Source organism: Deltaproteobacteria bacterium (assembly GCA_019308905.1).
GTDB lineage: Bacteria > Desulfobacterota > BSN033 > WVXP01 > WVXP01 > JAFDHF01.
The window spans coordinates 47337-71382 of the sequence record JAFDHF010000027.1; the positions used below are offsets into that span (position 1 = coordinate 47337).

Sequence of the window (24046 nt, forward strand, 5' to 3'; positions counted from 1 at the left end):
ACCCAGATCGATTCTCTGCAAGGCCGAGGCCTTGGGGAGTACGGTGGCCCGGGCGATGCATCGCGACGAGGGAGCCTGTTCACGTTTCAAGAGAACCGTCCTCTATCGAGGGGGAAGTTGCCGATCGCTGGGGCATAGGGTCTAGCCGATACCAGAGGGAGGAGGAGCATGGGCCAGAACATCGAGAAGGTAGCCGTCATGGGTGCGGGTGTAATGGGGAGCGCTATCGCCGCGCACTTGGCCAACGTGGGAATCCCCTGTTACCTCATGGATATGGTGCCCGGCGAGCTCGCGGAGCAGGAAAAGGCCCGAAAGCTCACGCTCGAAAGCCCGGAGGTTCGGAACCGATTGGCCACACTGGGAAAAGAGAGAGCCTTGAAATCCAAACCCGCGGCCTTTTACAGCAACAGAGACGCGGAGTTGATCACCGTGGGGAACTTCGAGGACAACATGGACTGGGTGAAGGATGCGGACTGGGTCATCGAGGCAATCGTTGAAGACCTCGCCGTCAAGAAGGATTTTCTCAGAAAGTTGGAGCCCTACTGTTCCGGTCAGACCATCGTCAGCACCAACACGTCCGGGATTTCCGTGGCTGCCATGTCCGAAGAAATGCCCTCCGAATTCAGGGAAAATTTTCTTGGAACCCATTTCTTCAATCCGCCGCGGTACATGAGACTCCTCGAAATCATCCCCCTGGACACAACTCGGCCGGAAGTAGTCGATAGGATAACGAGCTTCGGAGAGAACGTGCTCGGCAAAGGCATCGTCTTTGCCAAAGACACGCCCAATTTCATTGCCAATCGCATCGGGTCGTACGGGGTGGCCGTCACCTTGCGGGAGATGATCGAGGGAGGCTACAGCATCGACGAAGTCGACGCAATAACCGGCCAGGCCATGGGGCGGCCGAAGACGGCTTCCTTTCGAATGCTCGACATGGTGGGCCTCGACGTGATTCTCCACGTGGGGCGGAATCTCAGAGAGTCGATCACCGACAGCCGGGAAAGGGATCTCTTAGAACTTCCCGGCTTTGTCCAGAAGATGGTGGAAAACCGCTGGCTCGGACTCAAGACGGGACAGGGATTCTACAAGAAGATCTCCTCGGACGGCAAGGAGGAGATCCTCGTGCTCGATTACAACACCCTCGACTACAGGCCCAGGCAGAAGGTCAGCATCCCTTCCCTCGACGTAGCGAAAAACACGGACGACGTCAGACAGCGGATCAGCTCCCTCGTCTACGCCCGGGACCGGGCAGGCGATTTTGCCTGGAAGGTACTGAAGAAGACCCTACTTTACTGTGCCGGCAAGGTTCCTGAAATCTCGGACGAGATCGTCCATATCGACCGTGCCATGAGGCTCGGTTTCAACTGGGAACTCGGTCCTTTTGAGACCTGGGACGCCATCGGCGTGCGAAGATCCGTTAAACGAATGGAGGAAGAAGGGGAGACCATTCCTCCCCTGGTCCGATCTCTCCTGGCAAAGGGCCTTGAATCCTTCTACCGGAGCCAAAGGGGCGAGCGGTCCTTTTTCGATTTAGCCACCTCTGGATACAAGAAAATCGAGGAAAATCCCAGGGTGATCCTGCTTCCCTCGCTCAAGGAACGGGAAATGACCATCCGATCCAATCCAGGGGCATCCCTTATCGATATGGGTGACGGGGTGGCATGCCTTGAGTTTCACAGCAAAATGAACGCCATCGGCCAGGATACGCAGCAGATGGTCCTTGAAGCTCTCAAAGAAGTCGAGAGGAGCTTCGAAGGACTGGTGATCGGCAACCACGGCGCGAACTTCTCTGTGGGGGCTAACCTGATGATGCTCCTCTTCGAGATCCAGGATGAGAACTGGGACGTGGTAGAGGCGGCGGTCCGAGACTTCCAGCGGGTCAACATGGCGATAAAGTTCTCCCCAAAACCGGTCGTCGCCGCCCCTGCGGGGATGGCGCTCGGAGGTGGTTGCGAGATCGCCCTGGCCAGTGCCAGGATACGGGCCGCTGCGGAGACGTATATGGGGCTGGTCGAGGTCGGCGTGGGGTTGATTCCCGCAGGGGGAGGGTGCAAGGAGATGCTTATCCGGAGCATGGAGGCCATCCCCGAAGGGGTCGAGGCTGATCCCTTCCCCTTTGTGCGCCGGGCAGCCGAAAACATCGCAATGGCCAAGGTCTCAACCAGCGCCAAGGAGGCCAAGGAACTCGGATACATGAGACCCTCCGATTCGATCACCATCAACCGAGACCATCTCCTCTACGAGGCCAAGCAAACCGTCCTGGCCATGGCAAAGGAAGGCTATCGCGCCCCGAGGCCGAGGAAAATAAGGGTCCTCGGGGAAAGCGGCCTTGCAATGTTCAAGATGGCGGTCTACACGATGAGGGAGGGCCATTACATAAGCGAATACGACGCCCACATCGCTCGAAAAGTGGGGTTTGTGCTGTGCGGGGGCAACGTTCTCCCAAATACCGAGGTCACCGAACAGTACCTCCTGGATCTGGAGAGGGAGGCGTTTCTGAGTCTCTGCGGTGAACCCAAGACCCAGGAGAGGATACAGTACACCCTGGCCAAAGGAAAGCCCCTGAGAAACTGAGTCCCAGGCCCGACACAGGGGGCGCAGGACTCTCCCTGAAAATGGAGGCCACCATGCGAGATGCTGTGATAGTTTCTGCCGTCCGGACGGCTGTGGGAAAGGCGCCTAGGGGGGCCCTCAGGTACACCCGGCCCGACGAAATAGGCGCCCTCGTTCTCAGGGAAGCCGTAAACAGAGTGAAGGGACTCATCCCCGACGAGATCGACGATGTCATCATCGGGTGTGCTTTTCCAGAAGGCCAGCAGGGCCTGAACATGGCCAGGGGCCTCGCTCTCAGGGCAGGATTCCCGGACACGGTTCCGGGACAAACGATCAATCGTTTCTGCTCTTCAGGGCTTCAATCTATAGCGACGGCAGCCTATACCATCGCCTGTGGCGGTGCTGACACGATCATTGCCGGAGGGGTGGAGTTCATGAGCCTGAACCCCACCATGATGGGTCTCTCCCCTTCGCCCAACCCACATGTCGTCGACGATCGCCCCGAGGTATACACCTCGATGGGGCTCACCGCCGAGAGGGTGGCAGAGAGATTTGGCATTTCCCGAGAAGATCAGGACAGGTTTGCCCTGAGAAGCCATCAGAAGGCAGCCCTCGCCATTCAGGAGGGCAGGTTCAGGGACGAGATCCTACCCGTCCAGGCCCGCCTGCCGGACGTTACCCGGGACGGCAGACCGACTTACAGGACGGTCGTCTTCGACACGGATGAAGGGGTCAGATTCGATACATCCCTGGAGGCCCTGTCGAGCCTGAAACCCGTCTTCCGGAAAGACGGGGTCGTCACGGCCGGCAACTCCTCTCAGACTTCGGACGGCGCGGCTGCTGTTGTGGTCATGTCCAGGGAAAAAGCCGAAGAGAAGGGACTGAGGCCCATGGCGGTATTCAGGGCCTATGGGGTAGTCGGAGTCCCCCCGGACATCATGGGGGTGGGGCCTGCCTATGCGGTCCCGAAGGTCCTCAAATCGGCGGGGCTTTCTCTCGGGGACATGGATCTCATAGAACTGAACGAGGCCTTTGCCGCCCAGGCCCTCTATGTCATCCGCGAACTCGGCATCGACATGGAGAAGGTCAATGTCAATGGAGGGGCCATTGCTCTCGGCCATCCCTTGGGATGCACGGGAGCCAAGCTGACCACCACCCTCCTGTATGAGATGGCCAGGCGAAAGGCGAGGTATGGTCTTGTAACCATGTGCGTCGGTGGCGGCATGGGGGCTGCCGGTCTGTTTGAGAGAGAGGGGTGAGGAGGTGGAGATGGAAGGGGGCACGATCAGAGGGGGCAGTTTCTTGATCGAAGATACGGGGACAGAGCGGGTCTTTACGCCCGAGGACTTCAGCGAGGAGCAGCGACTCGTCGCCAAGTCGGCCGAAGAGTTTGCCCAGGGGGAGGTGCTTCCCAGAACAGACGAACTCGAGCTCTTGGATTACGACCTAATCCGGAGTCTCATGAGTCGTGCCGGAGAGTTGGGGCTTCTGTCCGCAGATATCCCCGAGGTCTACGGGGGAAGCGGGCTGGACAAGGTGAGTTCCACCCTCATCACCGAAAAGATGACCACCGGGGGGACCTCATTTGCCGTGACCTTTGCAGACCATACGGGCATCGGGAGCCTGCCGATCGTCTTTTTCGGCACCCCCAAACAGAAAGAGAAATACCTTCCCCGCCTGGCCCGGGGTGAGTTCATAGGTGCCTATGCACTGACCGAGTCCGAACACGGCTCCGATGCCCTCCGCTGCAAGACCACGGCCAGGCTGAGCAGAGACGGAAAGCATTACGTCCTCAACGGACAGAAGCAGTTCATCACCAACGGTGGGTTCGCTGACCTCTTTCTCACCTATGCACAGGTCGACGGGGACAAATTCACGGGTTTCATAGTCGAAAGGAACTCAGAGGGGTTGTCTTTGGACGAGGAAGAGAAGAAGATGGGGGTCCACGGTACATCCACCCGGGGGGTGATCCTGGAAGATGTGAAGGTACCCGTGGAGAATGTGTTGGGAGAGATAGGCCGGGGCCACATAGTGGCTCTCAACACCCTCAACATCGGCCGCTTCAAGCTCGGTGGAGCCTGTATCGGCGGGGCAAAAACGATGCTTGCCGAGGCCATCAGGTATGCCAAGCAGCGGGTACAGTTCGGAAAGGCCATCTGCGAATTCGGTCTGATCAAACACAAGATCTCGGAGATGGCCGTTCGAACCTATGTGACCGAGAGCATGGTATACCGAACTGCCGGGCTCATAGACGAGATTCTCTGCGGCATAGACCCCACTGCCGAGGATGCGGGCCAGGAGACGGCCAGGGCCATTCGGGAATACGCCACCGAGTGTTCCATCAACAAGGTCTATGCATCGGAAATGCTCGACTACGTCGTCGATGAGGCGGTTCAGATCCTAGGGGGATACGGATACATAAAGGATTACCTCCCTGAGCGGGCCTACCGCGATTCACGGATCAATCGCATCTGGGAGGGGACCAACGAGATCAATCGGATGCTTGTCTTGGACATGCTCATGAGAAAGGCCATGAAAGGCGAACTCCCCCTCCTGGCCGCCATCCAGAAGCTCACTTCCGAATTCATGACTTACACTCCGACCCTTATGGAGTCAGAAGGCGGACCCCTGGCCCCACAGAAGAGGATGGTCGAGATGGCCAAGAAGATCGGCCTCATGGTTGCAGGATTGGCCATTCAGAAACACATGGAAAACCTCCGGGACCAGCAGGAGATCGTCGCCCTCATTGCCGACATTGTGATCGAGATCTTTGCCATGGAGAGTGCCCTCTTGCGGGCCTTGAAAAAAATAGAGAAATCCGGCGACGAACAGGCTAGAATCCACCTGGCAGCCACGGAGGTCTATGTCGACGAGGCCTTTCCAAAAGTGGAGCTTCTGGCAAGGCATCTGCTCGGTGCGGTCTCCCGGGGCGATGAGCTCAGGACCCAGCTTTCGGGTCTGAAGAAGTTTGCCAGGTATACGCCAGTCAATGCGGTCGCCCTACGCAGGGAGATTGCAGAGAGCCTCCTCACTGTGTCTCGATACCACCTGAGCCCTTGAAAGGATCAGCAGGATGCAGGCCAAGAGCTCTCAACCCAGGGGATGGGCGGTCCTGTCCCGGGTACACCCGCCTTTGGGATGCTGAGACAAGACATCAGAAAGAACCCGCAGAGGCCCGGCATGAACGGACCCAGACAACGCCGATGACCGAGGAAGGAGCCATGTGCGAACCGAATGCCGATGAGGTTTTGGATCTCAAGAGAACCGCCCTGAACATCCGGAAAAAGATCCTCAGAATGATCAAGACGGGCAAGTCGGGACACATCGGAGGGGCCATGTCCTGCGTCGATGTTCTCACTGCCCTCTATTTCAGGATCATGCGAATCGATCCAAACAACCCAGGGTGGAGGGAGCGAGACCGTTTTGTCTTGTCAGCCGGGCACAAATGCCTCGCCCTTTACGCTGCTCTTGCAGAAAGAGGTTTCTTTGGTGAATCCCTTCTCGATACTTACAACCACCTTGGGACCAGACTCCCCGGCCACCCCGACATGCACAGGGCACCGGGCATAGAGGCCAGCACAGGTGCTCTAGGCCATGGCCTCTCGGTTGCAGGTGGTATGGCGATGGCCGCCAAGATGGACGGGCTCGACTACAGGGTCTACGTAATCACTGGGGACGGTGAGATCGAGGAAGGCTCCATCTGGGAGGCGGCGGCTGCGGCAAGCCACCACAGACTGGACAATCTCGTCGTTTTTGTCGACAGGAACAGACTTCAAATATCCGGGCCCACCAGGCAGGTGATGAACTATGAGCCCCTCGACAGGAGATGGGAGGCCTTCGGGTGGACCGTGAGAGAGGTCGACGGCCATGATATGAGTGCAATCCTGAAGATTTCCGCCGATATCCCTTTTGAAAAAGACAGGCCTTCCGTGATAATAGCCAACACGGTCAAGTCCAAGGGCCTGAGCTTTGCCGAGAACAAGGCCGAATACCACCAGTGGAAACCGACACCAGAGGAACTTGAGAAGGCCCAAAGAGACCTGGACCGAATCGGGAGGGAACTGGCGCTATGAACGAGTCTAGAGATCCGAGAAAGAGCTTTGGGGAAGCCCTCGTTGAAGTCGCTGAAAGGGACGAAAGGGTTCTGGCCATATCCACAGACAGCTCAGGAGGTTCGGGTTTGGGGCCCTTCAAAGAGAGATTCCCCGAACGACATATCGAGTTCGGCATCATGGAGCAAGGAGCGATCGGATTCGCTTCGGGACTTGCAACAACCGGGAAGATCCCTTTTCTGGTCGCCATCTCCCCTTTTGTCACGGCAAGACCCTTCGAAATGGTCAAGATCGACCTCGGCTATATGAGACAGAACGTGAAGGTTGTTGGAAGGTGTTCAGGACTCACCTATTCCACCCTGGGGCCGACCCATTACTCGCTCGAAGACATCGCGTTGATGAGGACAATACCGGGGATGACCATTCTCGTTCCAGGAGATCCGGTCGAGATAAGAAAGGCGGTTTACGCGGCTTCTGAACACGTGGGCCCCCTCTATATGAGGATCGGCAGTCCCCCGATGCCCGTACTCCATGGAGAAGACCTTCCGTATGAAATCGGCAAGGGTGTGCTGCTCAGGGACGGCAGTGACGTCGCGATAGTGGCCTGTGGAACCGTGCTGTCCAAGGCATACTCCGCGGCAGAGATACTCGAGAAGGAGGGCATCAAACCCAGATTGATCGATATGCATACGATCAAACCCATAGACAAGGAGATCATCGTCAAGGCGGCCAGAGAGACCGGAAAGATCGTGACCGTCGAGGAGCACTACCTCACAGGAGGTCTAGGGTCTGCCGTGGCCGAGGTGCTTGTCCGGCAATTCCCCGTGCCCCTGAAAATGATAGGCGTTGACGACCGGTTTGCCGATACCGGGCCCTATGAGGAGTTGCTTGGCCTTTATGGCCTCCAGCCGAGGCAGATCGCCGATACCGTAAGGGAGTTTGTCAGAGGGAATGCCAAGAATCCGCAATGAAAGAAGACACGGGCCTCGAGCCTGCCTTCAGGTTTCTCCTTGCCCACGGCTTGCCTGATCCGCTCCCTCGAACCCCGAGGCCTTGACCAAAGAGCGAGAAACCGATAAGAGTATATGGCTCGAATACTTACGGAGGAGCTCCCCTATGCGCTACTCTCAGTTCTTTCTTCCAACTCTGCGGGAGGACCCTGCGGAAGCAGAGATCGTCAGTCACAAGATCATGTTCCGGGCCGGTATGATCCGCAAGGTGAGTTCCGGGATCTATGCCCTCCTTCCTCTGGGATGGAGGGTGTACAGAAAGGTGGAGGCTATCATCCGAGAGGAGATGAACAGGGCGGGAGCCCAGGAGGTCTATCTCCCGGCGGTCCATCCCGCGGAACTCTGGCAGGAGACCGGCCGATGGCAGGAATACGGCAAGGAACTTCTCAGGATGACCGACCGTCACGACCGCCAGTACTGCTTCGGACCCACCCATGAGGAGGTCATCACGGATCTTGCCCGGAGGGAGATACGCTCTTACCGGCAGATGCCGCTCAATCTCTTCCAGATCCAGGTCAAGTTCAGGGATGAAATCCGGCCCCGTTTCGGGGTCATGCGCTCCCGTGAATTCATCATGAAGGACGCCTACAGCTTCGACGTGGATGAAGAGGCCTCCAGTGTGAGTTACTGGAAGATGTACGAAGCCTACCGGCGCATCTTCACAAGATGCGGGCTCAACTTCAAGCCCGTCGAAGCGGAATCAGGTCTCATCGGGGGAAGCTTCTCTCACGAATTCATGGCCCTGGCGGGAATCGGAGAAGAGACGATCGCCAGTTGCACCTCTTGTGATTATGCTGCCAACGTCAAGAAGGCCGAGATCTTCGTGCCAGACAACCAATCCCCTCCCGAGAGGGAGAAAAGGGAGATGGAGAAGGTCTCCACCCCGGAGATAAAGACCATCGAGGCCCTCTCCGATTTTCTGAAAACCCCTCCCCAGAATCTCGTCAAAACCCTGATCTTCGAGTCCGACAGGGGAGCGGTGGCAGCCCTGGTCCGGGGCGACCACGATGTCAACGAGATCAAGCTCATGACGGTTCTCAATGCGTCACATCTGGAACTGGCGAGCGACGAGGTAGTGGAGAGAGAGACCCGCTCGCCGAAAGGGTTTGCAGGGCCGATCGGGCTGAAGATCCCCTTGATCGCCGACTATGCCTTGAAAAACATGGTCAATTTCGTCACCGGAGCCAATGAGAAGGACGCCCACCTGATCAATGTCAACTGGGGCAGAGATTTTCACGTGGACCGCTTCGCCGATATCCGAATGGCCGTCGAGGGCGATCGGTGTCCACGATGCGGTGAGGTCCTGAGGTTCGATCGGGGCATCGAGGTGGGGCAGGTCTTCAAACTCGGGACAAAGTACAGCGAGGCCATGCATGCCACATATCTCGATGACAAGGGCAACGAAAAACCCATTGTCATGGGATGTTATGGCATCGGCCCGGTCCGGACCATCGCAGCTATCATCGAACAGCACCATGACGCCGACGGCGTGATATTCCCCATGTCAGTGGCGCCCTTTCACGTGAGCATCGTCCCGGTAAATGAACAGAACCGCCGCCTCATGGAGACCGCGGAAAGGCTCACCGGCGAACTCGAGGACCGAGGCGTTGAAGTGCTCTTAGACGACCGTGCAGAGCGCCCGGGTGTCAAATTCAAGGATGCAGACCTAATCGGCATACCCCTCAGGATAACCCTGGGGGAGAGGAACTTTGCCGAGGGCCGCCTCGAGGTCCGCCATAGGGAGACCGGGGAGACAACCCTTCTCGATATAGACCGTGCCTCAGAGACAATCTCACGCAGAGTGGAAGAGATTCTCGGCTCCTACATGCCGGACTAACCCGGGCAATACCGGTCGATCAGGACTATTCCCCTCCGCGGAGGGGCCCGAACCTCTCCTCGATGATCCTCATGAACCTCGGCCTGTAGATCAACTCGAAGGTCTCTCCCTTTCCGGGAAAGAGAAAGCACGCATGGTCCTTGACGTGCTCAACAATCCTCAGGGCTTCGTCCAGGGAGAGATCGGCCTGCATGATAAATTGCAGCCAGAAATCCACGAGAAACCTGAGGCGGCGGATCCGCCGGTTCTCCTCGGCGATCTCATCCTCTCTCACCATCTTCCCTCCCCGGCGATCATCGGCGATTCTGAAACTATTATATCCCGCGACAAAAGAATTGACTAATCACCTCTGATCCATTATAAGAACAATCACCGGCAGGAGAGCCTTTTGCCCGCCGGTCTCTCATCACACCTGGGAAGAAACGGTCATGAAACAGGCACGGAATCGGCTCATCTTCGCCCTGGATGTACCTGATCTTTACGAGGCAGAGCGGTATCTACGCATCCTCAGAGACCGGGTCGGACTTTTCAAGGTGGGCAAAGAGCTTTTCACCCATGCCGGGCCCAGGGTGGTGGAAATGATCGGAGAGATGGGACAGCGAACCTTCCTGGATCTGAAGTTCCATGACATTCCCAACACGGTGGGTGGAGCCAGCCGGGAAGCCACCAGGCTTAATGTGGCCATGTTCAATGTGCATGCCATGGGCGGCCCCGAGATGATGGCGGCCGCCGCCGAAGGGGCCCGTTCCGCGGCAGGGGAAACCGGCATGGAGAAGCCCGCCGTCCTGGCTGTGACGGTCCTGACGAGCCTCGATTCCGACGCCTTGAAGCTCGTGGGAATCGACACCTCCGTCGAAGAAGAGGTCGAGAGACTCGCCCGCCTTGCCCAAGAGGCTGGACTGGACGGCGTGGTCGCCTCTCCCCGTGAGATCGCCTTGATCCGCAGGGCGTGCGGCAGGGACTTCATTCTCGTGACACCCGGGGTCAGGCCTGCCGAAACGGCAAAGCACGATCAGAGACGGGTCATGACTCCGGGAGAGGCTCTCCAGGCAGGGGCAGACTACCTGGTCATCGGCCGGCCCATTCGCCTTGCAAGGGACCCTGTAGAAGCAGTGGAACGGATCGTCGAGGAGATGGAAGGGGTGTGACAGGAGGGCCAACCCCCCGGACCGGCATGAAGCAGTTCATCTACGGCATTCATCCCGTGATCGAATCCCTCAAGGCCCCGGAGACAAGGGTACGGGAAATCCTGATCGCCAGGAGCCGCAAAGGCCAGCCTGAGAAGATCATCGACCTGGCCGGGCAAAAGCGTGTCGCCGTCCGATATGTGGAAAGGAGGGATCTCACCACCCTTGCGAAGACCGGGGCTCACCAGGGCGTCATAGGCGTGATCGAAGGCCGTGATTACGCGTCCATGGAAGAACTCCTTTCCCGGTGGAGGAGAAGCGGCGTGAGGGCACTCATCCTCGTGCTCGACTCCATTCAGGACCCACAGAATCTCGGGGCCTTGATCCGGACTGCCAATGTCCTCGGGGCCCATGGAGTCGTCATCCCGAAGAAGGGAGCCGCGGGCATCACACCTGCCGTGGTGAAAGCCTCTGCCGGGGCCACGGCCTTTACCCCCATCGCCCGGGTCACCAACATCGCATCCACCCTGGAGAGGTTGAAGCAGGAGGGAATCTGGATCGTGGGTACGAGCGGCGAGGCAGGGAAGCCGATCTTCGGAGAGGACATGACAATGGATCTGGCAGTGGTTATAGGAAGCGAAGCCCGGGGGATACGGCGTAGGGTATCGGATGCCTGCGACCTTGCCGTCTCCATCCCCATGGCGGGAGAGATATCCTCTCTCAACGCATCCGTGGCGGCCGGAATTGTCCTCTACGAGATCATCCGGCAGAGGAGTCTCGGAACTCCACCCCATGAGCCCGGGGAGAGGGGAGGCTCCAAATGATAGAGATAGACGCCCCGGGTCGGGATACACGGGAGATCGACCAGATCGTCTTCGATCTCAACGGCACCCTCACAGTGGATGGACGGATTCACCCGAAGACCAAGGACAAACTCAATCTCCTCGCCAAGAAAACGACCGTTTATGTGATGACGGCGGATACCAGGGGAAACTCCAGGGAGGTCCTGCGAAAGGTAAGGGCAGAGATCGTATTGATCGAAGGGGAGGATACCGGGAAGGCAAAGGCCGAATTCATCAGAAAAATCGGGCCAGAAAGGACCGTGGCCGTTGGGAACGGATACAACGACCGCTTCATGGTCCGCGAGGCTTGCCTCGGGATCTGCGTGCTGAGCCGCGAGGGGACGAGTTCAGAGACCGTGCAAAACTCCGACGTGGTCTTCCCCGGTATTCTCGACGCCCTCGATTTTCTCTTAAAACCCCTGAGACGGCATGCGACGTTGCGCAGATAGGGAGGGACCGGGAGAGGGCCCGAGGCACAGCCTTCAAGATCGATCGATGATACGGGGGAGAGAAGGCCATGTATTTCGACAAAGCGGGGACAGAGAATACCGAGGCGACCCTTCAGATCGCCAAGGAAGAGGCTCTCAAGAGGAAGATCAATCACATAGTCGTGGCTTCAACGTGTGGTGACACCGGCCTGAAGATGGCGGAGATGCTCGAGGGAACGGGTGTGAGCCTCGTGGTTGTCAGCCACAATGTTGGATTCAAAGAACCGGGAAAGGACGAGTTCGACGCCGATAAGGCTCGCCGGATAGTAGGCCTGGGAGGTAGGGTCCTCACCGCCACCATGGTGCTCAGAAACACCGGAACCGCGATCCGCGAAAAACAGGGCTATTCGCAACAGGATCTTATCGCCAATGTACTCAGGATGCTGGGCCAGGGTATGAAGGTCTGCGTCGAGATAGTCGCCATGGCAGCCGATGCCGGCCTGATTCCCTTCGCGGATGTGGTTGCCGTAGCCGGAACCAGCAGGGGTGCCGACACCGCCGTCATCATAGGGGCCGACTCCTCTAACAGGTTCTTCGATATCAAGATTCGAGAGATCCTGGCCAAGCCCAGAGAGTTTTAGTCCGATCACGGCGTATCGTAGGGAAGTCGAACGACCATGGGAGGGCTGCCGCTAGAAGAGCACGGGGGAATCAGCCGGAAAACCTCTTCATCTTTGAACTGTCAAGCTCGATTCCCAACCCCGGCAAATCCGGTAGATGGAGTGCTCCGTTCTTGACCACGACCGGCTCGGCGAGTATGTCGTCTGCCAGCAGCAGAGGTCCGATGATCTCACTCGCGTAGGTTACATTCGCCGTAGAGATGGCAAGGTGCCCTGCGAATATCGTGCCCGGCCCCATCTCCAGCATGCTGCCCACAAAGCAATCCTTGCCTGCCGCTCTTGCGATGGCTGCCATCCGTTTTGAACGGAGGATTCCGCCGGACTTGACGACCTTGATGTTTACGATATCTCCGGTTCCGAGCCTTGCCGCCAGGAGCACGTCCTCGGGGGTTACGATGCTTTCGTCTACTACCAACGGTATGTCGATGGATTCACGGAGCAAGGCCATATCATGATAGTTATGACGCGGGATGGGTTGGGACAGCAGCTCGATGTCAAGTTCTCTCAAGCGGCGAGCCACAGCCAATGCGCTCTTGAGGTCATAGCTTTCCTCCGCATCGACCCTGATACTTATCCTGTCTCCCACCGCTTTCCGTACTGCCGCCACCTTCGCGACGTCCTTTTCACAGCCAAACCCTATCTTCACCTTGAGTTGCCCGAAGCCCTTTGAGACCCACTCCTCCGCTTCCCGGGCCATCTGGTCAGGCTCCCCACTCTGCAAAATAGCCACGACCGGCACAGCCTCGCGGAACTTTCCTCCCAGCAACATGTAGAGAGGCACCCCTAACCTCTTACCAAGTATGTCCCACAAAGCCATCTCCACGGCGGCCTTTGAGAAGTAATGCCCGTCGATCGTCTTTTGGAGGAGATCGTCGATCCTTTCCATCTCAAAGGGATCCAAGCCCCGGAGCAGCGGCCCTATAGAGTTGTGAATCATTGAGATCACGTCATCCTGCGTCTCAGGGGCATAGTAGAGGAACGGTGAAGCCTCCCCAATACCCGTGATCCCCTCGTCTGTCTCCACAAGGACGATGACGTGGTCCTTCGTTTCCACAACTCCCCTCCATACAACAAAGGGTTTCCTGAAGGGTATACTGACTCGTCGTGTCGTAATTCTGGTTATCTTCATCTCCCTCTGTTCCCTCTGAAAATGCAGACCGGGACTCGAGCGGCTCGGCTCGTCGTGCTTGCAGACCCATTTCGAAGGGCCGAACCAGAATCCGGGCTCGCGACGCCTTGCGGTAATCTCTCACCCGAGTTTCAGGCAGAGCACAGAAAAGACCAGTTCCAATCAGGTACCCCTGCCAGGCTCAGCGGGTTCCGGCCTTCCGCTTAAGCCATGCCCTCCACGTCACGACGACTCTGCCGGGATCGTGCAGGATGCTCTCATCCATCTTGGCTATCGAGGTCCGGTGAGGCGCGGACCGGACGACATCCGGATTCCCATACGCCTCATCAGAGACCCGCCCGACTATCTCGGCGTATTCGTCGAGATCCTTCCTGGAGTATGAATCCGTCGGTTCCAGCGTGAAAGGTTCCGGCACCACCCACGGTTCGTGGCTGGTGAAGTAGTTGTTCACTCCAAAATCGACGATCCGCCGGTTCACATCCTCCGTGCCGATCCCTGTCTCTTCCTTGAGCGTCTCCCAGCTGTACCTCACCTCCTGGAGCCGGAACTTGCCCTTGGCGTAAGGGACGGAGACTCCACGAATCCGGCTCAGCTTCCTGGCGAGGTAGTTGTTGTTTAACACGGCGGTTTCAGCAGCTGTCCTTATGCCGTCCGGTCCCAAGGCCATGACCCAGGCATAGGCCCTCAAAACCACCTGGAGATTTCCCAGAAAAGCCCTGACCTTACCGATACTGTGAGGAAGGTCATAGTTCAGGTAGTATCTGCTGCCGTCAAAATCTACCACAGGCACGGGTAGAAAGCGGGCAAGCTCCTTCCTCACGCCCACGGCACCACAGCCCGGTCCCTCAGAGCCGTGAGGAGAGGAAAAGGTCTTATGGAGGTTGAAATGACAGAGATCGAAGCCGAGATCCCGAGCCCTTGCAATGCCCAGTATCCCATTGGCGTTTGCCTGATCAAGGGCGCACAGCCCGCCGACGGCATGGACCGTATCGGTGTACTCCCGGATTCTGGGGTTGAAGATCCCGGTGTCCTCGGGGTTCGTTATCATCATACCCGCTGTCCGCTCTGAGACTGCGGCCTGCAGAGCCCTGAGATCCGGATAACCGTCTTCATCGGGATAGAGTGTCACCAGCCTATACCCCGCTGTTGCCGGGGCCGCGGCGTTGGCAGGGTGTGAGAAGATAGTTGTAACGATCTCGTCCCTCTTGTCCCCTTCCCCTTTGGACTCATGGTACGCCCTGATGATAGAGGCATTGGTGAATATGGCCGGTGCGCCGCCCCCAGGTTGAAAGCTGAAAGAATCCATCCCGCAGATCTCCCCCAGGATCTTGCCGAATCGATAGGCAATCTCAAGGATACCCTGGATCGTCACATCGGGCTGGAGGGGATGGATGTCGGCCATTTGAGCCATTCTGGCCAGGGTTTCGTTGACTTTTGGGCTGTATTTCATTGTGCACGTGCCAAGGCCGAGATCGATATTGACGTCTGTTCCCATTGTCTCCTGGGAAAGCCGTATGAAATGCCTGAGAACGTGAGGCTGGGCCACTTCCGGAAGCCCGGGAAATCCCTCCCGCCGCATTCCTTCCGGTATGGTTGAAAGCACATCACCCACAGCCTCCCTGACCTCTTCCTCGACCTGAGGCGGATAGACCCCCCTCTCACCCGGGCTTCCCATCTCCATGATAAGGGGTTCCTGCCACCGGGCCGCATGGTAGTTCTCCTTGAGCAGTGTCTTACCTTTTTTCATCGCAGAACCTCTCCCAGGGATGTGACCAGCCTGTCGATGTTCTCTTTAGAGATCACCTCTGTCACGCAATAGAGTGCACTCTGGCTGAGTTCAGGAAAGTCCTCTGACAGATCCTTGCCTCCAAAGATTCCCTCGTCAAGCAGAGCCATGTTGATCTCCTTTACAGACCTACCCGTGTCGTCAAAATTGACGACAAATTCCTTGAATGTTGCGCACTCAAAGACAGGGGCTCTCACCCCGTCAAGGGTGGCCAACCGCTTCATGGCATAATGGGATTTTTGCATGATGGCCTCACCCACATCCCGCATGCCCTGAGGACCCAGAAGGGCCAGATAGACGGCAGCGGTTATTGCCCAGAGGCCTGTCGATGTTCCAGTAAAATCCTCAGAAAGCTCCCGCTTCACATACGAGGTCCGCTCCAGGGTCGCCCAGCCGAACCCCCATTCTCCTTCACGCTCGGTAGGGCCGATGGTTTCCAGCAGGGTGGGGTATTCGGCCATATATCTCTCGTCGTCCCTGCTTCCGATGAAACCACAGAGCCCGCCGCCGCAATACATGTGCACTCCGAGGGGTTGCACGTCTCCACAGACGATGTCGGCCCCGTACTTGCTTGGCGGGGCCAGCAGGCCCAAGGATATGGGATCGACTCCCACGACCGAAAGAGCCCCGTTGGCATGTGCGATCCGTGAGATCTCCCTGCCGTGACTCTCAATGCCGCCCAGATAACCGGGGTTCTCGAAGTAGACCGCTGCAGTCGCAGATGAAACCTTTTCCCTCAAGTCCTCCAGGTCCATCTGGCCTGTTCGAGTGTCATACCCCACTTGCCGGACACTGGCGGCCGCCTTGCAGAAGTTCTTCATCTGGGAGAGCTTTTCTGGATGGAGATTCCGTGGAACAATAATCTCCTTACGATTCGTGAGCCTGCACGCCATGAGCACCGAGCTGGTGGCAGCCGTAGACCAGTCGTATGTGGGAAACCCGACGACATCCATGTCGATGAGCTCGGCCAGCAGGCTCTGGAACTCGAACCACGCCTGGTGCTTTCCGTGATCTGAATAGGTACCGCCGGCATAAGCCGTCAGGAATTCCCCTCTAGAATTGATCTCATCACAAACCGCCGGGACGAAATGCTGCCAGCAGCCACCACCCAGGAAGTTGATGTATTCCTTGCAGGTCTTGTTCTTGAACAGCAGAGATTCAACGTGTCGCCTTAGATCGAATTCGGAAAGGAGGGGCTCCGGAATCTTCAGACGCCCGTCCAGCCTGAGTCCTGGGGGAATCTCGCTGTAAAGCTCCCCCACGTCCTTCACGCCGATCTCTCTAAGCATCCCAGTCCTCACCTTCGGGGCGGAGTTCGGTATGTAGGGATACACCTTCTTTTCCATGGCATCTCTCCTAATCTTCGCCGGCTCAGCAGAAGCCAGGCCCGAGCCGCCTGGCACCACCTGGCCGGATCGATCCTCAGCTCGTTCCGCACCAGTCCATTGCCGCCAGCGCGTAGGTCTTAGCCGCAAACACCAATTCGTCGATGGGCAGGGATTCATTGCACTGGTGGGCGATGGAACAGGCACCAGGGCCGCACGTAATCGTGGGGATTCCAGCCTGGTTGAGAAACGTGGCATCACATACCGCGAGAAATCCCTGTATGGAGCGCCCCTCCCTAAATTCTGGTGTTCCCCTGGCGACCTCATCGCGGCAAGCCGCACAAGTGCGCACTATCGGGTGATCCTCGTCGATTTCATAGGGCGGCCAGTGGTTTTTCCATTCGATCCGAGGCGGGTGCTCCGCCAACCAAGGGTCGAGAGCCGCAGCCTTGGCAATGTAGTCAGCTACCTCTTCCTTTATCATCTCCACGGGCTCCTGGGGAGGATACCAGATGATATACTCGGTCCGGCAGTATGTCGAAACTATGAACGGTACAAGGGGACCGGGCGGACCCCCGACGATCACTCCGGGGTGGAGGGTGAAATACCCAGGTGGGAAGAGGGGATGCCTCTTGGAAAAGCCCCACTGTTTCTCCAGATCCTGTAGAGCCTTTAGAACCAAGACCCCCTTTTCGACGGCATTGACGCCGGCCGAGGGGCCCGCCCCCCCAGCACGGACAAACTGAAATCTGGCACCCGGATGTCCCGCGACCCCTGGACAAGTTACGGTCATGTAAAGCATCCCCGCACTGGCAGGGGCAACGGCGACTCGGGTCGAGCCGGAGGTGGGTTCAGAGACTATGGCGCCGTCTGCCCGGTAACCTCGTCTGACGGCGGCACTCGTCCCTGCCTCATGGTCCATGGTCTCTTCCCCCACCACGCTCTCCAAGATGAGATCCCCTCTCAACCGTATACCGCACTCAACCAGGGCCCGGGCAGCCGCATACTGAGCCACGATTCCGCCCTTCATATCGCATGACCCCCGGCCGTAGAGTCTGCCGTCCTCCACCCTCCCGCTATAGGGGTCATTCCATTTCCAATCCTCCCGTGGCCCCGGAGGCACGATATCAATATGCCCGTTGAATATGAGAGACCTGCCTCCGCCCACTCCTTCCAGGACACCCACAAGATTCGCGCGATCCCTTTCCTCCTCCCATAAATCGACCCTACACCCAATCTGCTCATAGAACCGGGAAAGCGTCTGATTGCAGAGCGTCTCTCCGCCGAGAACTTCCTCCCTTCTTACTCCCGGGTACTTGGGTGTTATGCTCGGTATACGGATAATCTCCTTGAGAATCTCCAGCACATCATCCCGTATCTCATCGATCTTGTTCAGCACCGTGCTTCTCTGCCTTTCCATTTTTCTTAGCTCCCTGTAGATTCCCGGGCCTGACAACCGGGTCTTTGCCCCTTCAGGACGCCAGGTGGCATGCCACCATGTGATCGTTTCCGACATCCACAGGCTTTGGCTCGACCTCGGCACAAATGCGACTCACCGCCGGACATCTGGTCCGGAACCGGCAGTTGGCCGGCGGATTTATCGCACTGGGCACGTCGCCCTTCAGGACGATCCGCGCCTTTTTCTCTCCCACCTCTGCAACGGGGATCGCGGACAGAAGGGCCTGCGTGTAGGGATGAATGGGCCGGTCGAACAGCTCGTTCACCGGTGCCACTTCGATCAGCTTTCCGAGATACATGACCCCCACTCTGTCGCTGATATACTTCACCACGCTGAGATCGTGGGAGATGAAGAGGATGCTCAGATGAAAATTCTCACGCAGATCCTGTATCAGGTTGAGCACCTGGGCCTGTATGGACACGTCGAGAGCCGATACCGGCTCGTCGGCCACCAGAAGATCCGGATTCACGGCCAATGCCCGGGCCAGGCCGATTCTCTGACGCTGGCCTCCACTGAACTGATGAGGATACCGGTACATGTGGTCTGCATCAAGCCCGACTGCTTCGAGAAGATCGGCTATCTTCTCCTTCATCTCACCCCTTGGAACAATGTCGTGGGTCTCCAAGGGTTCTCCCAGTATCCTTTCGACCGTCCACCGGGGATCGAGCGATGCATAGGGATTCTGAAAGACGATCTGGATCCTCCTCCGCATCCTCTGTAGCGCCGGCCCTGACAACTCGGATATGTCCCGGCCGTCAAAGAGAATGTTTCCGCCACTCGGATCGATCAGCCTGAGGATGAGCTTTCCCGTAGTCGATTTCCCACAACCGCTCTCACCTACCAGACCGAAGGTCTCTGATTCGCGTATGTCGAAACTCACGCCATCGACCGCGTGGACTACCGGCCTCTTCCTGATCATGCCGGACAACAAACCACTGCCCACGGGGAAGTATTTCTTGAGACCTCGTATCTGCAAGAGCTCCCTTGCCATCTTGAGTCCCTACTAATGCAGGTGACAGGCGACCCGGTGACCCGGCGATATCTCATGCATAGCCGGCCTAATGCGGCTGCAATCCGGCATGGCGTGCGAGCACCTTGGATGAAATTTGCAACCCGGCGGGGGGGCTATCGGCTCTGCCAGAACGCCGGGTATTGGTTTGAGTCTTCCCGCACCGTGCTTCTCCAGCTTGGGTATCGATTCAATCAGTCCGACTGTATAGGGATGCTTGGGACTTTGCAGAATCGTAGCCAGATCCGCCTGTTCTACGATGTTACCGGCATAGATGACAGCCACGGTTTCGCATAGTTCTGCCACAACTCCCATGTCGTGTGTGATCAGGATGATCGAGCTCTTCTTCTCCTCCCTGAGCATCTTCATGAGGTCGATTATCTGCGCCTGAATGGTGAGGTCGAGAGCCGTCGTCGGCTCATCAGCGACCAAGAGCTCTGGATCGAGGGCCACGGCGATCGCGATGATGACTCTTTGCTGCATCCCTCCGCTGAACTCGAAGGGGTAGCGATCCATGTGCTCCTCCGGTGATGGGATCCCTGCAAGACCGAGTACTTCAACCGCCTTTTGGACCGCCTCTTTCCTGTCCATTCCGCGGTGGAAACGGAATACTTCGGCCACCTGGTCGCCGATCCGAAGCACAGGGTTGAGCGTAACCGTTGGGTCCTGAAATATCATTGAGATCCTGTCCCCCCGCAGTCGCCGCATTTCGGAGGTACTCTTTGTGACCAGGTCTTCGTTTTTGAACAGTATCTTGCCCTCGACGATCCGTCCGGGATACTCGATGAGCCCCAATATGGAAAGCCCTATCACGGTCTTGCCGCAACCGCTCTCTCCCACGAGCCCCAGAGTCTCGCCCCTTCGCACCTGCAGGTCGACCCCATCCACGGCCCGCACCACGCCCTTCTTGGTCACAAACTGCGTCTTCAACCCCTGAATGTCCAGCACCACATCGTTCACGTCCGGCTCTCCTTCACAGCTTGAACAATTTCGGATCAAAGGTGTCGCGGAGCCAGTCGCCCAGGAGGTTCACCCCGACGCATGTTACAAAAAGGGCGGCTCCGGGGAATATGGTCATCCAGGGGCTTTCATAGAGGAAGTTTCTGGCTTCACTCAACATGACCCCCCAAGACGGCGTGGGAGGCTGGATTCCCAGGCCGAGAAAACTCAGTGCGGCCTCGAAAATGATCACCCACGCAATGTCCAGGGTGCCGAGCACGATGATGGCCGGCAGGGCATTGGGAAGAATGTGCCCCCGTATGATCTTGAAACTCCCGACCCCAATGGCCTTGGCGGCCAGCACGTATTCAAGTTCCCTCAGTTTCAGTGTCTCACCACGCACGAGGCGCGCGTAGTTCACCCAAATGGCAATGACCAGGGCGATCACCATGCTCCAGAATCCCGGGCCGAGAATCGCCATGACCACGATGGCGACCAGAATCATGGGAAAGGAGAGTTGGAAGTCGCCGATGCGCATGATGATACTATCCACGACTCCTCCAAAGTAGCCGGAGATAGCTCCTATCACGGCTCCAACAGAGACCGCTGCGACGATGACGATAAAGCCCACACCCAGGGAGATCCTGGTACCGTACACCGTGCGACTGAACGTGTCTCTTCCGAGGTTGTCGGCGCCAAATATGTGAGCCGAACTTCCGCCCGACAAGAATACCGGTGGAGCGAACTGGCTTTCAACAGACTGCTCGGCCGGACTGTACGGCGCGATCCACGGCGCAAAGATCGCTACCATTACCGCCGCTGCCAGCAGGACGGCCCCGGTCATTCCCTTCTTGCTTCTTCTCAGTTCTCCCAAGTAATCGCGGGAGAATGAGACACGCCTCTTTGGCAGCCTCCATAGCGGCCCCCTGTCACGGTCAATCCCAGTCGCCTTCCTGGAGTCAGCCATTGCTATCCTCTCTTATTCATACCTGATGCGCGGGTCGATGTAGTGATAGATGATGTCGACAAGAAAATTGATTATCACAAACATGGCGGCCGCGACGAGTACAACGGTCTGTACGAGCGGATAGTCTCTCCAAAAGATAGCCTGCACCGCAAGCCTTCCTATCCCCGGCCAGGCAAACACATTCTCAAGCACAAAGGTGCCCCCCAGCAGTTGCCCGAGCTGGATCCCAAGAATCGTAACCGTCGGGATGAGCGCATTTCTGAAAGCATGTTTGACAAAGACGATCCTTCCCGGCAGTCCCTTTGCCTTGGCAAACCGGACATAGTCGGTACGAATCACGTCAAGCATCGCAGATCTGATCATTCTCACATTCGCCCCTGCTACGGACATGCCCAGGGCGATACCCGGCAGAATCAGGTGCTCCAGGCTTTTCAGGAGAGACTCAGAGCCCCGGCCAGTTACGAGCTTGCCCAGAGCCGTGAGGATCGGGTCTGCCTGACCTGAAGCCGGCAGAATACCCAACTCCACGGAGAAGACCAGAATGAGCAGAATACCCAGCAGGAAATTCGGAGTCGACACACCGATGATGGCGAAGACGGTGCCGCCGTAGTCCAGGGCACTGTCCTGCCTCAAGGCCGTTATGATTCCAAGGGGGACGGCTATGATTACCGCAATAGCCATGGAGAAGAGAGTCAGCTCGATCGTAGCCGGCAGCCTCTCCATCACCAGGGTCGCAGAGGAGGTCCTGTAGCGGAGCGACACGCCGAGGTCGCCTCGGACTGCCCCTTGCACATATCTGAAGAACTGAACGAGGATGGGATCCTTGAGGCCGAGCTGTCGGCGCAGTTCGTCCTTCTGGGCCTCGGTAATCCCTGGATTGCCCGCCATGATCACATCGACCGGGTCACCCGGGATGACTCTGACCAGAATGGACACGATGAACAGAACGGCCACTATGACCAGGATGGAGTGGACCGTCCTTCTGATGAGAAAAACGATCATGCGCTTCTCAAAGTTCCGCGTTCGAGAAGAGCTGAAAGGGCCTTCTTCACTCTTATTGTCAGACAGGCAGGCAGTTCGGGGTGAGATTGCCCGAACTGCCCTACCCTAGAATCTACGCTTTGTCCATCCACATGTCCTGGAGATGGATGAAGCCCAGTGGATCGAACCACACACCATGCACATAATCTCGCATTGCGCCGATGTACTTGCCCTCATAGAGGTATAGCCAGTACGCCTCGTCAACGGCGATCTCCTGAATCCTATGGAAAATCCTCTTCCGTTTTTCAGGATCGAACTCCACACGCTGCTTCTCGATGAGTCGGTCCAGTTCAGGGTTCTCATGGAACGACCAGCAGATAGATTCGCCCGAGTGCAGCATCTGATAGACGATGTCCGGATCGCTGTAGGTGTACCAGAAGAAATACATCCCAGAGGCCTTTTCCGGCCCCTTGGCGAACAGCTCCGCAACCGGGAGCGACTGGAGCCGCACATCAATGTTGATCTTGCTCAAATCCTCCTTCACGACCTCACCGATTCGCCTGAAAATAGGGCCGTCCAGCAGCAGGAAATCCATCTTGAACCCCGCCTCCTGGCCGGCCTCCTTCATCAGGGCCTTTGCCTTTTGGAGATCATAGTCGTACCCGATCTTCCTTACATCGGCATAGTAGACCGACGAGTAGGCCGATGCCACCGGGCTGTAGGCCGGCTGGGCGTTGCCCCCCAGGACCAGCTTGATCATCTTCTGCTTGTCCACGGCAAAATTGATGGCCTTCCTTACCCTCTTGTCCCCAAGAGGACCGTAGGTCGTGTTGATATACGCGTAGACCAAGCCGACTTGGGGAGCCGTCTCGACCTGTATGCCCTTTGTCCTCTGGAGTGCCTGGATCTTGTCGATCGGAACGGCATCGCTCCCTGCAATCATATCGATGTCACCTGATCGAAGCGCAGATAGACGGGTCGCGTCTTCAGGGATAACGATAAACTGGGCTCCGTCCAGATAAGGGGCTCCTCTGTTTCTGAAATATGGGCTGGCCACTCTGTGATCTTCGTACCTCTTTAGAGTGATGCCCTTGTCCGGCTCCCAGGAGACGAATCTGAATGGCCCGGTCCCCACGGGATTGCGACCGAAATCGTCGCCGAGCTTCTCCACGGCCGTCTTGCTGATGGGAGCGCAGTAGGAGTAGCTGAGCCCGACCCAAAGCGGTACAAAGGGTTCCTTGTAGTTGTATGCAACCGTGTACTCATCGATAACCTGAACCGATTCGATAGGACCCAGCATCCAGGCTGTCGGAGATGCAGTCTCCTTGGCAAGCTGCCGCTCCACCGTCCACTTCATGACCGCGGCGTTGAAGGGGCTTCCATCGTGGAACCTCACACCCTGTTCCAGTTTGAACGTAACGGTCTTGTTATCGTTGGAAAATTCCCACGATTTGGCCAAAGCCGGGAAGACCTTGCCTGCAGCATCGAGGTAGATAAGCGGGTCGTAGATCTGGGTCATTATCTCATGAGCGGCCAGCAACGTCGTCTTTTGGGGATCGAGCGTGTCGGAATCGGAGATCCGTCCGATCTTGATCACACCACCCCTCTTTGGAGTCCCCGCCGCTTCGGCCACAGGAACCCTCCCTCTGGTGCCCGCAGACAGATAGGGCCCCAAGGCTGCCGCTCCTGCACTCACACCCGCGTACTTGAGAAACTCCCTTCTGCCTATTCCCCTTGCCCATTGCCGGGCAAACTCGTAGGTCTGTTCCTCAAAGGAGTTCTTTTTCCTTTCTCTCTTGTCCATCTTTACACCCCCCCTGCGTGTGAAATGATCGGGCGACCCAATCCGGCAATCCTCGAAATCACCTCCATCCAGCTTGGCTTGGGTCTTTTCCCGGGAACCGGTCCCGGAGTTAAGAGTG

20 protein-coding genes are annotated in these 24046 nt (G+C 57.5%); 10 read left to right on the forward strand and 10 right to left on the reverse strand.

Annotated elements, in window-relative coordinates; translation table 11 throughout:
• Positions 1-168 precede the first annotated feature (168 nt).
• The 6 genes from JRJ26_10530 to JRJ26_10555 all read left to right on the forward strand — a co-directional run bounded on the left by JRJ26_10530 (position 169) and on the right by JRJ26_10555 (position 9452).
• Positions 169-2574: an enoyl-CoA hydratase/isomerase family protein gene (locus tag JRJ26_10530; protein ID MBW2057918.1), complete on the forward strand. Its 2406-nt coding sequence runs from the start codon at positions 169-171 to the stop codon at positions 2572-2574.
• A 53-nt stretch (positions 2575-2627) separates the two neighbouring features.
• Positions 2628-3812: a thiolase family protein gene (locus JRJ26_10535; protein ID MBW2057919.1), complete on the forward strand. Its 1185-nt coding sequence runs from the start codon at positions 2628-2630 to the stop codon at positions 3810-3812.
• 10 nt (positions 3813-3822) lie between these two features.
• Positions 3823-5613 (forward strand): acyl-CoA dehydrogenase family protein, encoded by a 1791-nt coding sequence (locus JRJ26_10540; GenBank protein ID MBW2057920.1) that lies wholly within the window; start codon positions 3823-3825, stop codon positions 5611-5613.
• 161 nt (positions 5614-5774) lie between these two features.
• The gene (locus JRJ26_10545) at positions 5775-6626 is read left to right on the forward strand and encodes a transketolase (protein ID MBW2057921.1); all 852 of its coding nucleotides are present in this window, start codon (positions 5775-5777) and stop codon (positions 6624-6626) included.
• Positions 6623-7576, forward strand: a complete 954-nt coding sequence (locus JRJ26_10550) for a transketolase (protein ID MBW2057922.1) — start codon at positions 6623-6625, stop codon at positions 7574-7576. Before JRJ26_10545 ends, JRJ26_10550 begins: the two co-directional genes overlap by 4 nt.
• Before the next feature lie 145 nt (positions 7577-7721).
• Complete coding sequence (locus tag JRJ26_10555; protein ID MBW2057923.1) at positions 7722-9452, forward strand: proline--tRNA ligase; 1731 nt, start codon at positions 7722-7724, stop codon at positions 9450-9452.
• A 25-nt stretch (positions 9453-9477) separates the two neighbouring features.
• Here JRJ26_10555 and JRJ26_10560 read toward each other — a convergent pair whose 3' ends face one another.
• Positions 9478-9729: a hypothetical protein gene (locus JRJ26_10560; protein ID MBW2057924.1), complete on the reverse strand. Its 252-nt coding sequence runs from the start codon at positions 9727-9729 to the stop codon at positions 9478-9480.
• A gap of 151 nt (positions 9730-9880) precedes the next feature.
• On the opposite strand from JRJ26_10560, the gene pyrF reads away from it, so the two are divergent.
• From pyrF to JRJ26_10580, 4 genes are all read left to right on the forward strand, one after another.
• Positions 9881-10600, forward strand: a complete 720-nt coding sequence (gene pyrF, locus JRJ26_10565; protein MBW2057925.1) for an orotidine-5'-phosphate decarboxylase — start codon at positions 9881-9883, stop codon at positions 10598-10600.
• Positions 10597-11403, forward strand: coding sequence for a 23S rRNA (guanosine(2251)-2'-O)-methyltransferase RlmB (gene rlmB / locus JRJ26_10570; protein ID MBW2057926.1), 807 nt, complete (start codon positions 10597-10599; stop codon positions 11401-11403). Before pyrF ends, rlmB begins: the two co-directional genes overlap by 4 nt.
• Positions 11400-11870, forward strand: coding sequence for a hypothetical protein (locus JRJ26_10575; protein ID MBW2057927.1), 471 nt, complete (start codon positions 11400-11402; stop codon positions 11868-11870). Before rlmB ends, JRJ26_10575 begins: the two co-directional genes overlap by 4 nt.
• 68 nt (positions 11871-11938) lie before the next feature.
• Positions 11939-12490: a hypothetical protein gene (locus JRJ26_10580; protein MBW2057928.1), complete on the forward strand. Its 552-nt coding sequence runs from the start codon at positions 11939-11941 to the stop codon at positions 12488-12490.
• A 70-nt stretch (positions 12491-12560) separates the two neighbouring features.
• Here JRJ26_10580 and JRJ26_10585 read toward each other — a convergent pair whose 3' ends face one another.
• The 9 genes from JRJ26_10585 to JRJ26_10625 all read right to left on the reverse strand — a co-directional run bounded on the left by JRJ26_10585 (position 12561) and on the right by JRJ26_10625 (position 23928).
• Complete coding sequence (locus JRJ26_10585; GenBank protein MBW2057929.1) at positions 12561-13658, reverse strand: hypothetical protein; 1098 nt, start codon at positions 13656-13658, stop codon at positions 12561-12563.
• A gap of 181 nt (positions 13659-13839) precedes the next feature.
• Positions 13840-15405 carry an aminomethyl-transferring glycine dehydrogenase subunit GcvPB gene (gcvPB, locus tag JRJ26_10590; GenBank protein MBW2057930.1) on the reverse strand — a complete coding sequence of 522 codons (1566 nt, stop codon included), beginning with the start codon at positions 15403-15405 and terminating at the stop codon, positions 13840-13842.
• A complete protein-coding gene (gcvPA, locus tag JRJ26_10595; protein ID MBW2057931.1) occupies positions 15402-16790 on the reverse strand; it encodes an aminomethyl-transferring glycine dehydrogenase subunit GcvPA in 1389 nt (462 codons plus the stop codon). The genes gcvPB and gcvPA overlap by 4 nt, the downstream gene beginning before the upstream one ends.
• Before the next feature lie 76 nt (positions 16791-16866).
• Positions 16867-18189, reverse strand: coding sequence for an ArgE/DapE family deacylase (locus JRJ26_10600; GenBank protein MBW2057932.1), 1323 nt, complete (start codon positions 18187-18189; stop codon positions 16867-16869).
• 52 nt (positions 18190-18241) lie between these two features.
• Positions 18242-19219, reverse strand: a complete 978-nt coding sequence (locus JRJ26_10605) for an ABC transporter ATP-binding protein (protein MBW2057933.1) — start codon at positions 19217-19219, stop codon at positions 18242-18244.
• Between the two features lie 12 nt (positions 19220-19231).
• A complete protein-coding gene (locus JRJ26_10610; protein MBW2057934.1) occupies positions 19232-20197 on the reverse strand; it encodes an ABC transporter ATP-binding protein in 966 nt (321 codons plus the stop codon).
• 13 nt (positions 20198-20210) lie between these two features.
• Positions 20211-21143 carry an ABC transporter permease gene (locus JRJ26_10615; protein ID MBW2057935.1) on the reverse strand — a complete coding sequence of 311 codons (933 nt, stop codon included), beginning with the start codon at positions 21141-21143 and terminating at the stop codon, positions 20211-20213.
• 12 nt (positions 21144-21155) lie between these two features.
• The gene (locus JRJ26_10620) at positions 21156-22145 is read right to left on the reverse strand and encodes an ABC transporter permease (GenBank protein MBW2057936.1); all 990 of its coding nucleotides are present in this window, start codon (positions 22143-22145) and stop codon (positions 21156-21158) included.
• Positions 22146-22257: 112 nt separating this feature from the next.
• Positions 22258-23928 carry a twin-arginine translocation signal domain-containing protein gene (locus tag JRJ26_10625; GenBank protein MBW2057937.1) on the reverse strand — a complete coding sequence of 557 codons (1671 nt, stop codon included), beginning with the start codon at positions 23926-23928 and terminating at the stop codon, positions 22258-22260.
• Positions 23929-24046 lie beyond the last annotated feature (118 nt).

Bases quoted from the DNA above. Each gene is read 5' to 3' on its own strand.
- JRJ26_10540 (MBW2057920.1), top strand. From the start codon at position 3,823: ATGGAAGGGGGCACGATCAGAGGGGGCAGTTTCTTGATCGAAGATACG.
- JRJ26_10535 (MBW2057919.1), top strand. From the start codon at position 2,628: ATGCGAGATGCTGTGATAGTTTCTGCCGTCCGGACGGCTGTGGGAAAG.
- JRJ26_10615 (MBW2057935.1), bottom strand. From the start codon at position 21,143: ATGGCTGACTCCAGGAAGGCGACTGGGATTGACCGTGACAGGGGGCCG.
- JRJ26_10625 (MBW2057937.1), bottom strand. From the start codon at position 23,928: ATGGACAAGAGAGAAAGGAAAAAGAACTCCTTTGAGGAACAGACCTAC.
- JRJ26_10550 (MBW2057922.1), top strand. From the start codon at position 6,623: ATGAACGAGTCTAGAGATCCGAGAAAGAGCTTTGGGGAAGCCCTCGTT.
- JRJ26_10580 (MBW2057928.1), top strand. From the start codon at position 11,939: ATGTATTTCGACAAAGCGGGGACAGAGAATACCGAGGCGACCCTTCAG.
- gcvPB (MBW2057930.1), bottom strand. From the start codon at position 15,405: ATGAAAAAAGGTAAGACACTGCTCAAGGAGAACTACCATGCGGCCCGG.
- pyrF (MBW2057925.1), top strand. From the start codon at position 9,881: ATGAAACAGGCACGGAATCGGCTCATCTTCGCCCTGGATGTACCTGAT.
- JRJ26_10600 (MBW2057932.1), bottom strand. From the start codon at position 18,189: ATGGAAAGGCAGAGAAGCACGGTGCTGAACAAGATCGATGAGATACGG.
- JRJ26_10555 (MBW2057923.1), top strand. From the start codon at position 7,722: ATGCGCTACTCTCAGTTCTTTCTTCCAACTCTGCGGGAGGACCCTGCG.
- JRJ26_10620 (MBW2057936.1), bottom strand. From the start codon at position 22,145: ATGATCGTTTTTCTCATCAGAAGGACGGTCCACTCCATCCTGGTCATA.
- gcvPA (MBW2057931.1), bottom strand. From the start codon at position 16,790: ATGGAAAAGAAGGTGTATCCCTACATACCGAACTCCGCCCCGAAGGTG.
- JRJ26_10585 (MBW2057929.1), bottom strand. From the start codon at position 13,658: ATGAAGATAACCAGAATTACGACACGACGAGTCAGTATACCCTTCAGG.
- JRJ26_10545 (MBW2057921.1), top strand. From the start codon at position 5,775: ATGTGCGAACCGAATGCCGATGAGGTTTTGGATCTCAAGAGAACCGCC.
- JRJ26_10530 (MBW2057918.1), top strand. From the start codon at position 169: ATGGGCCAGAACATCGAGAAGGTAGCCGTCATGGGTGCGGGTGTAATG.
- JRJ26_10605 (MBW2057933.1), bottom strand. From the start codon at position 19,219: ATGGCAAGGGAGCTCTTGCAGATACGAGGTCTCAAGAAATACTTCCCC.
- JRJ26_10560 (MBW2057924.1), bottom strand. From the start codon at position 9,729: ATGGTGAGAGAGGATGAGATCGCCGAGGAGAACCGGCGGATCCGCCGC.
- JRJ26_10575 (MBW2057927.1), top strand. From the start codon at position 11,400: ATGATAGAGATAGACGCCCCGGGTCGGGATACACGGGAGATCGACCAG.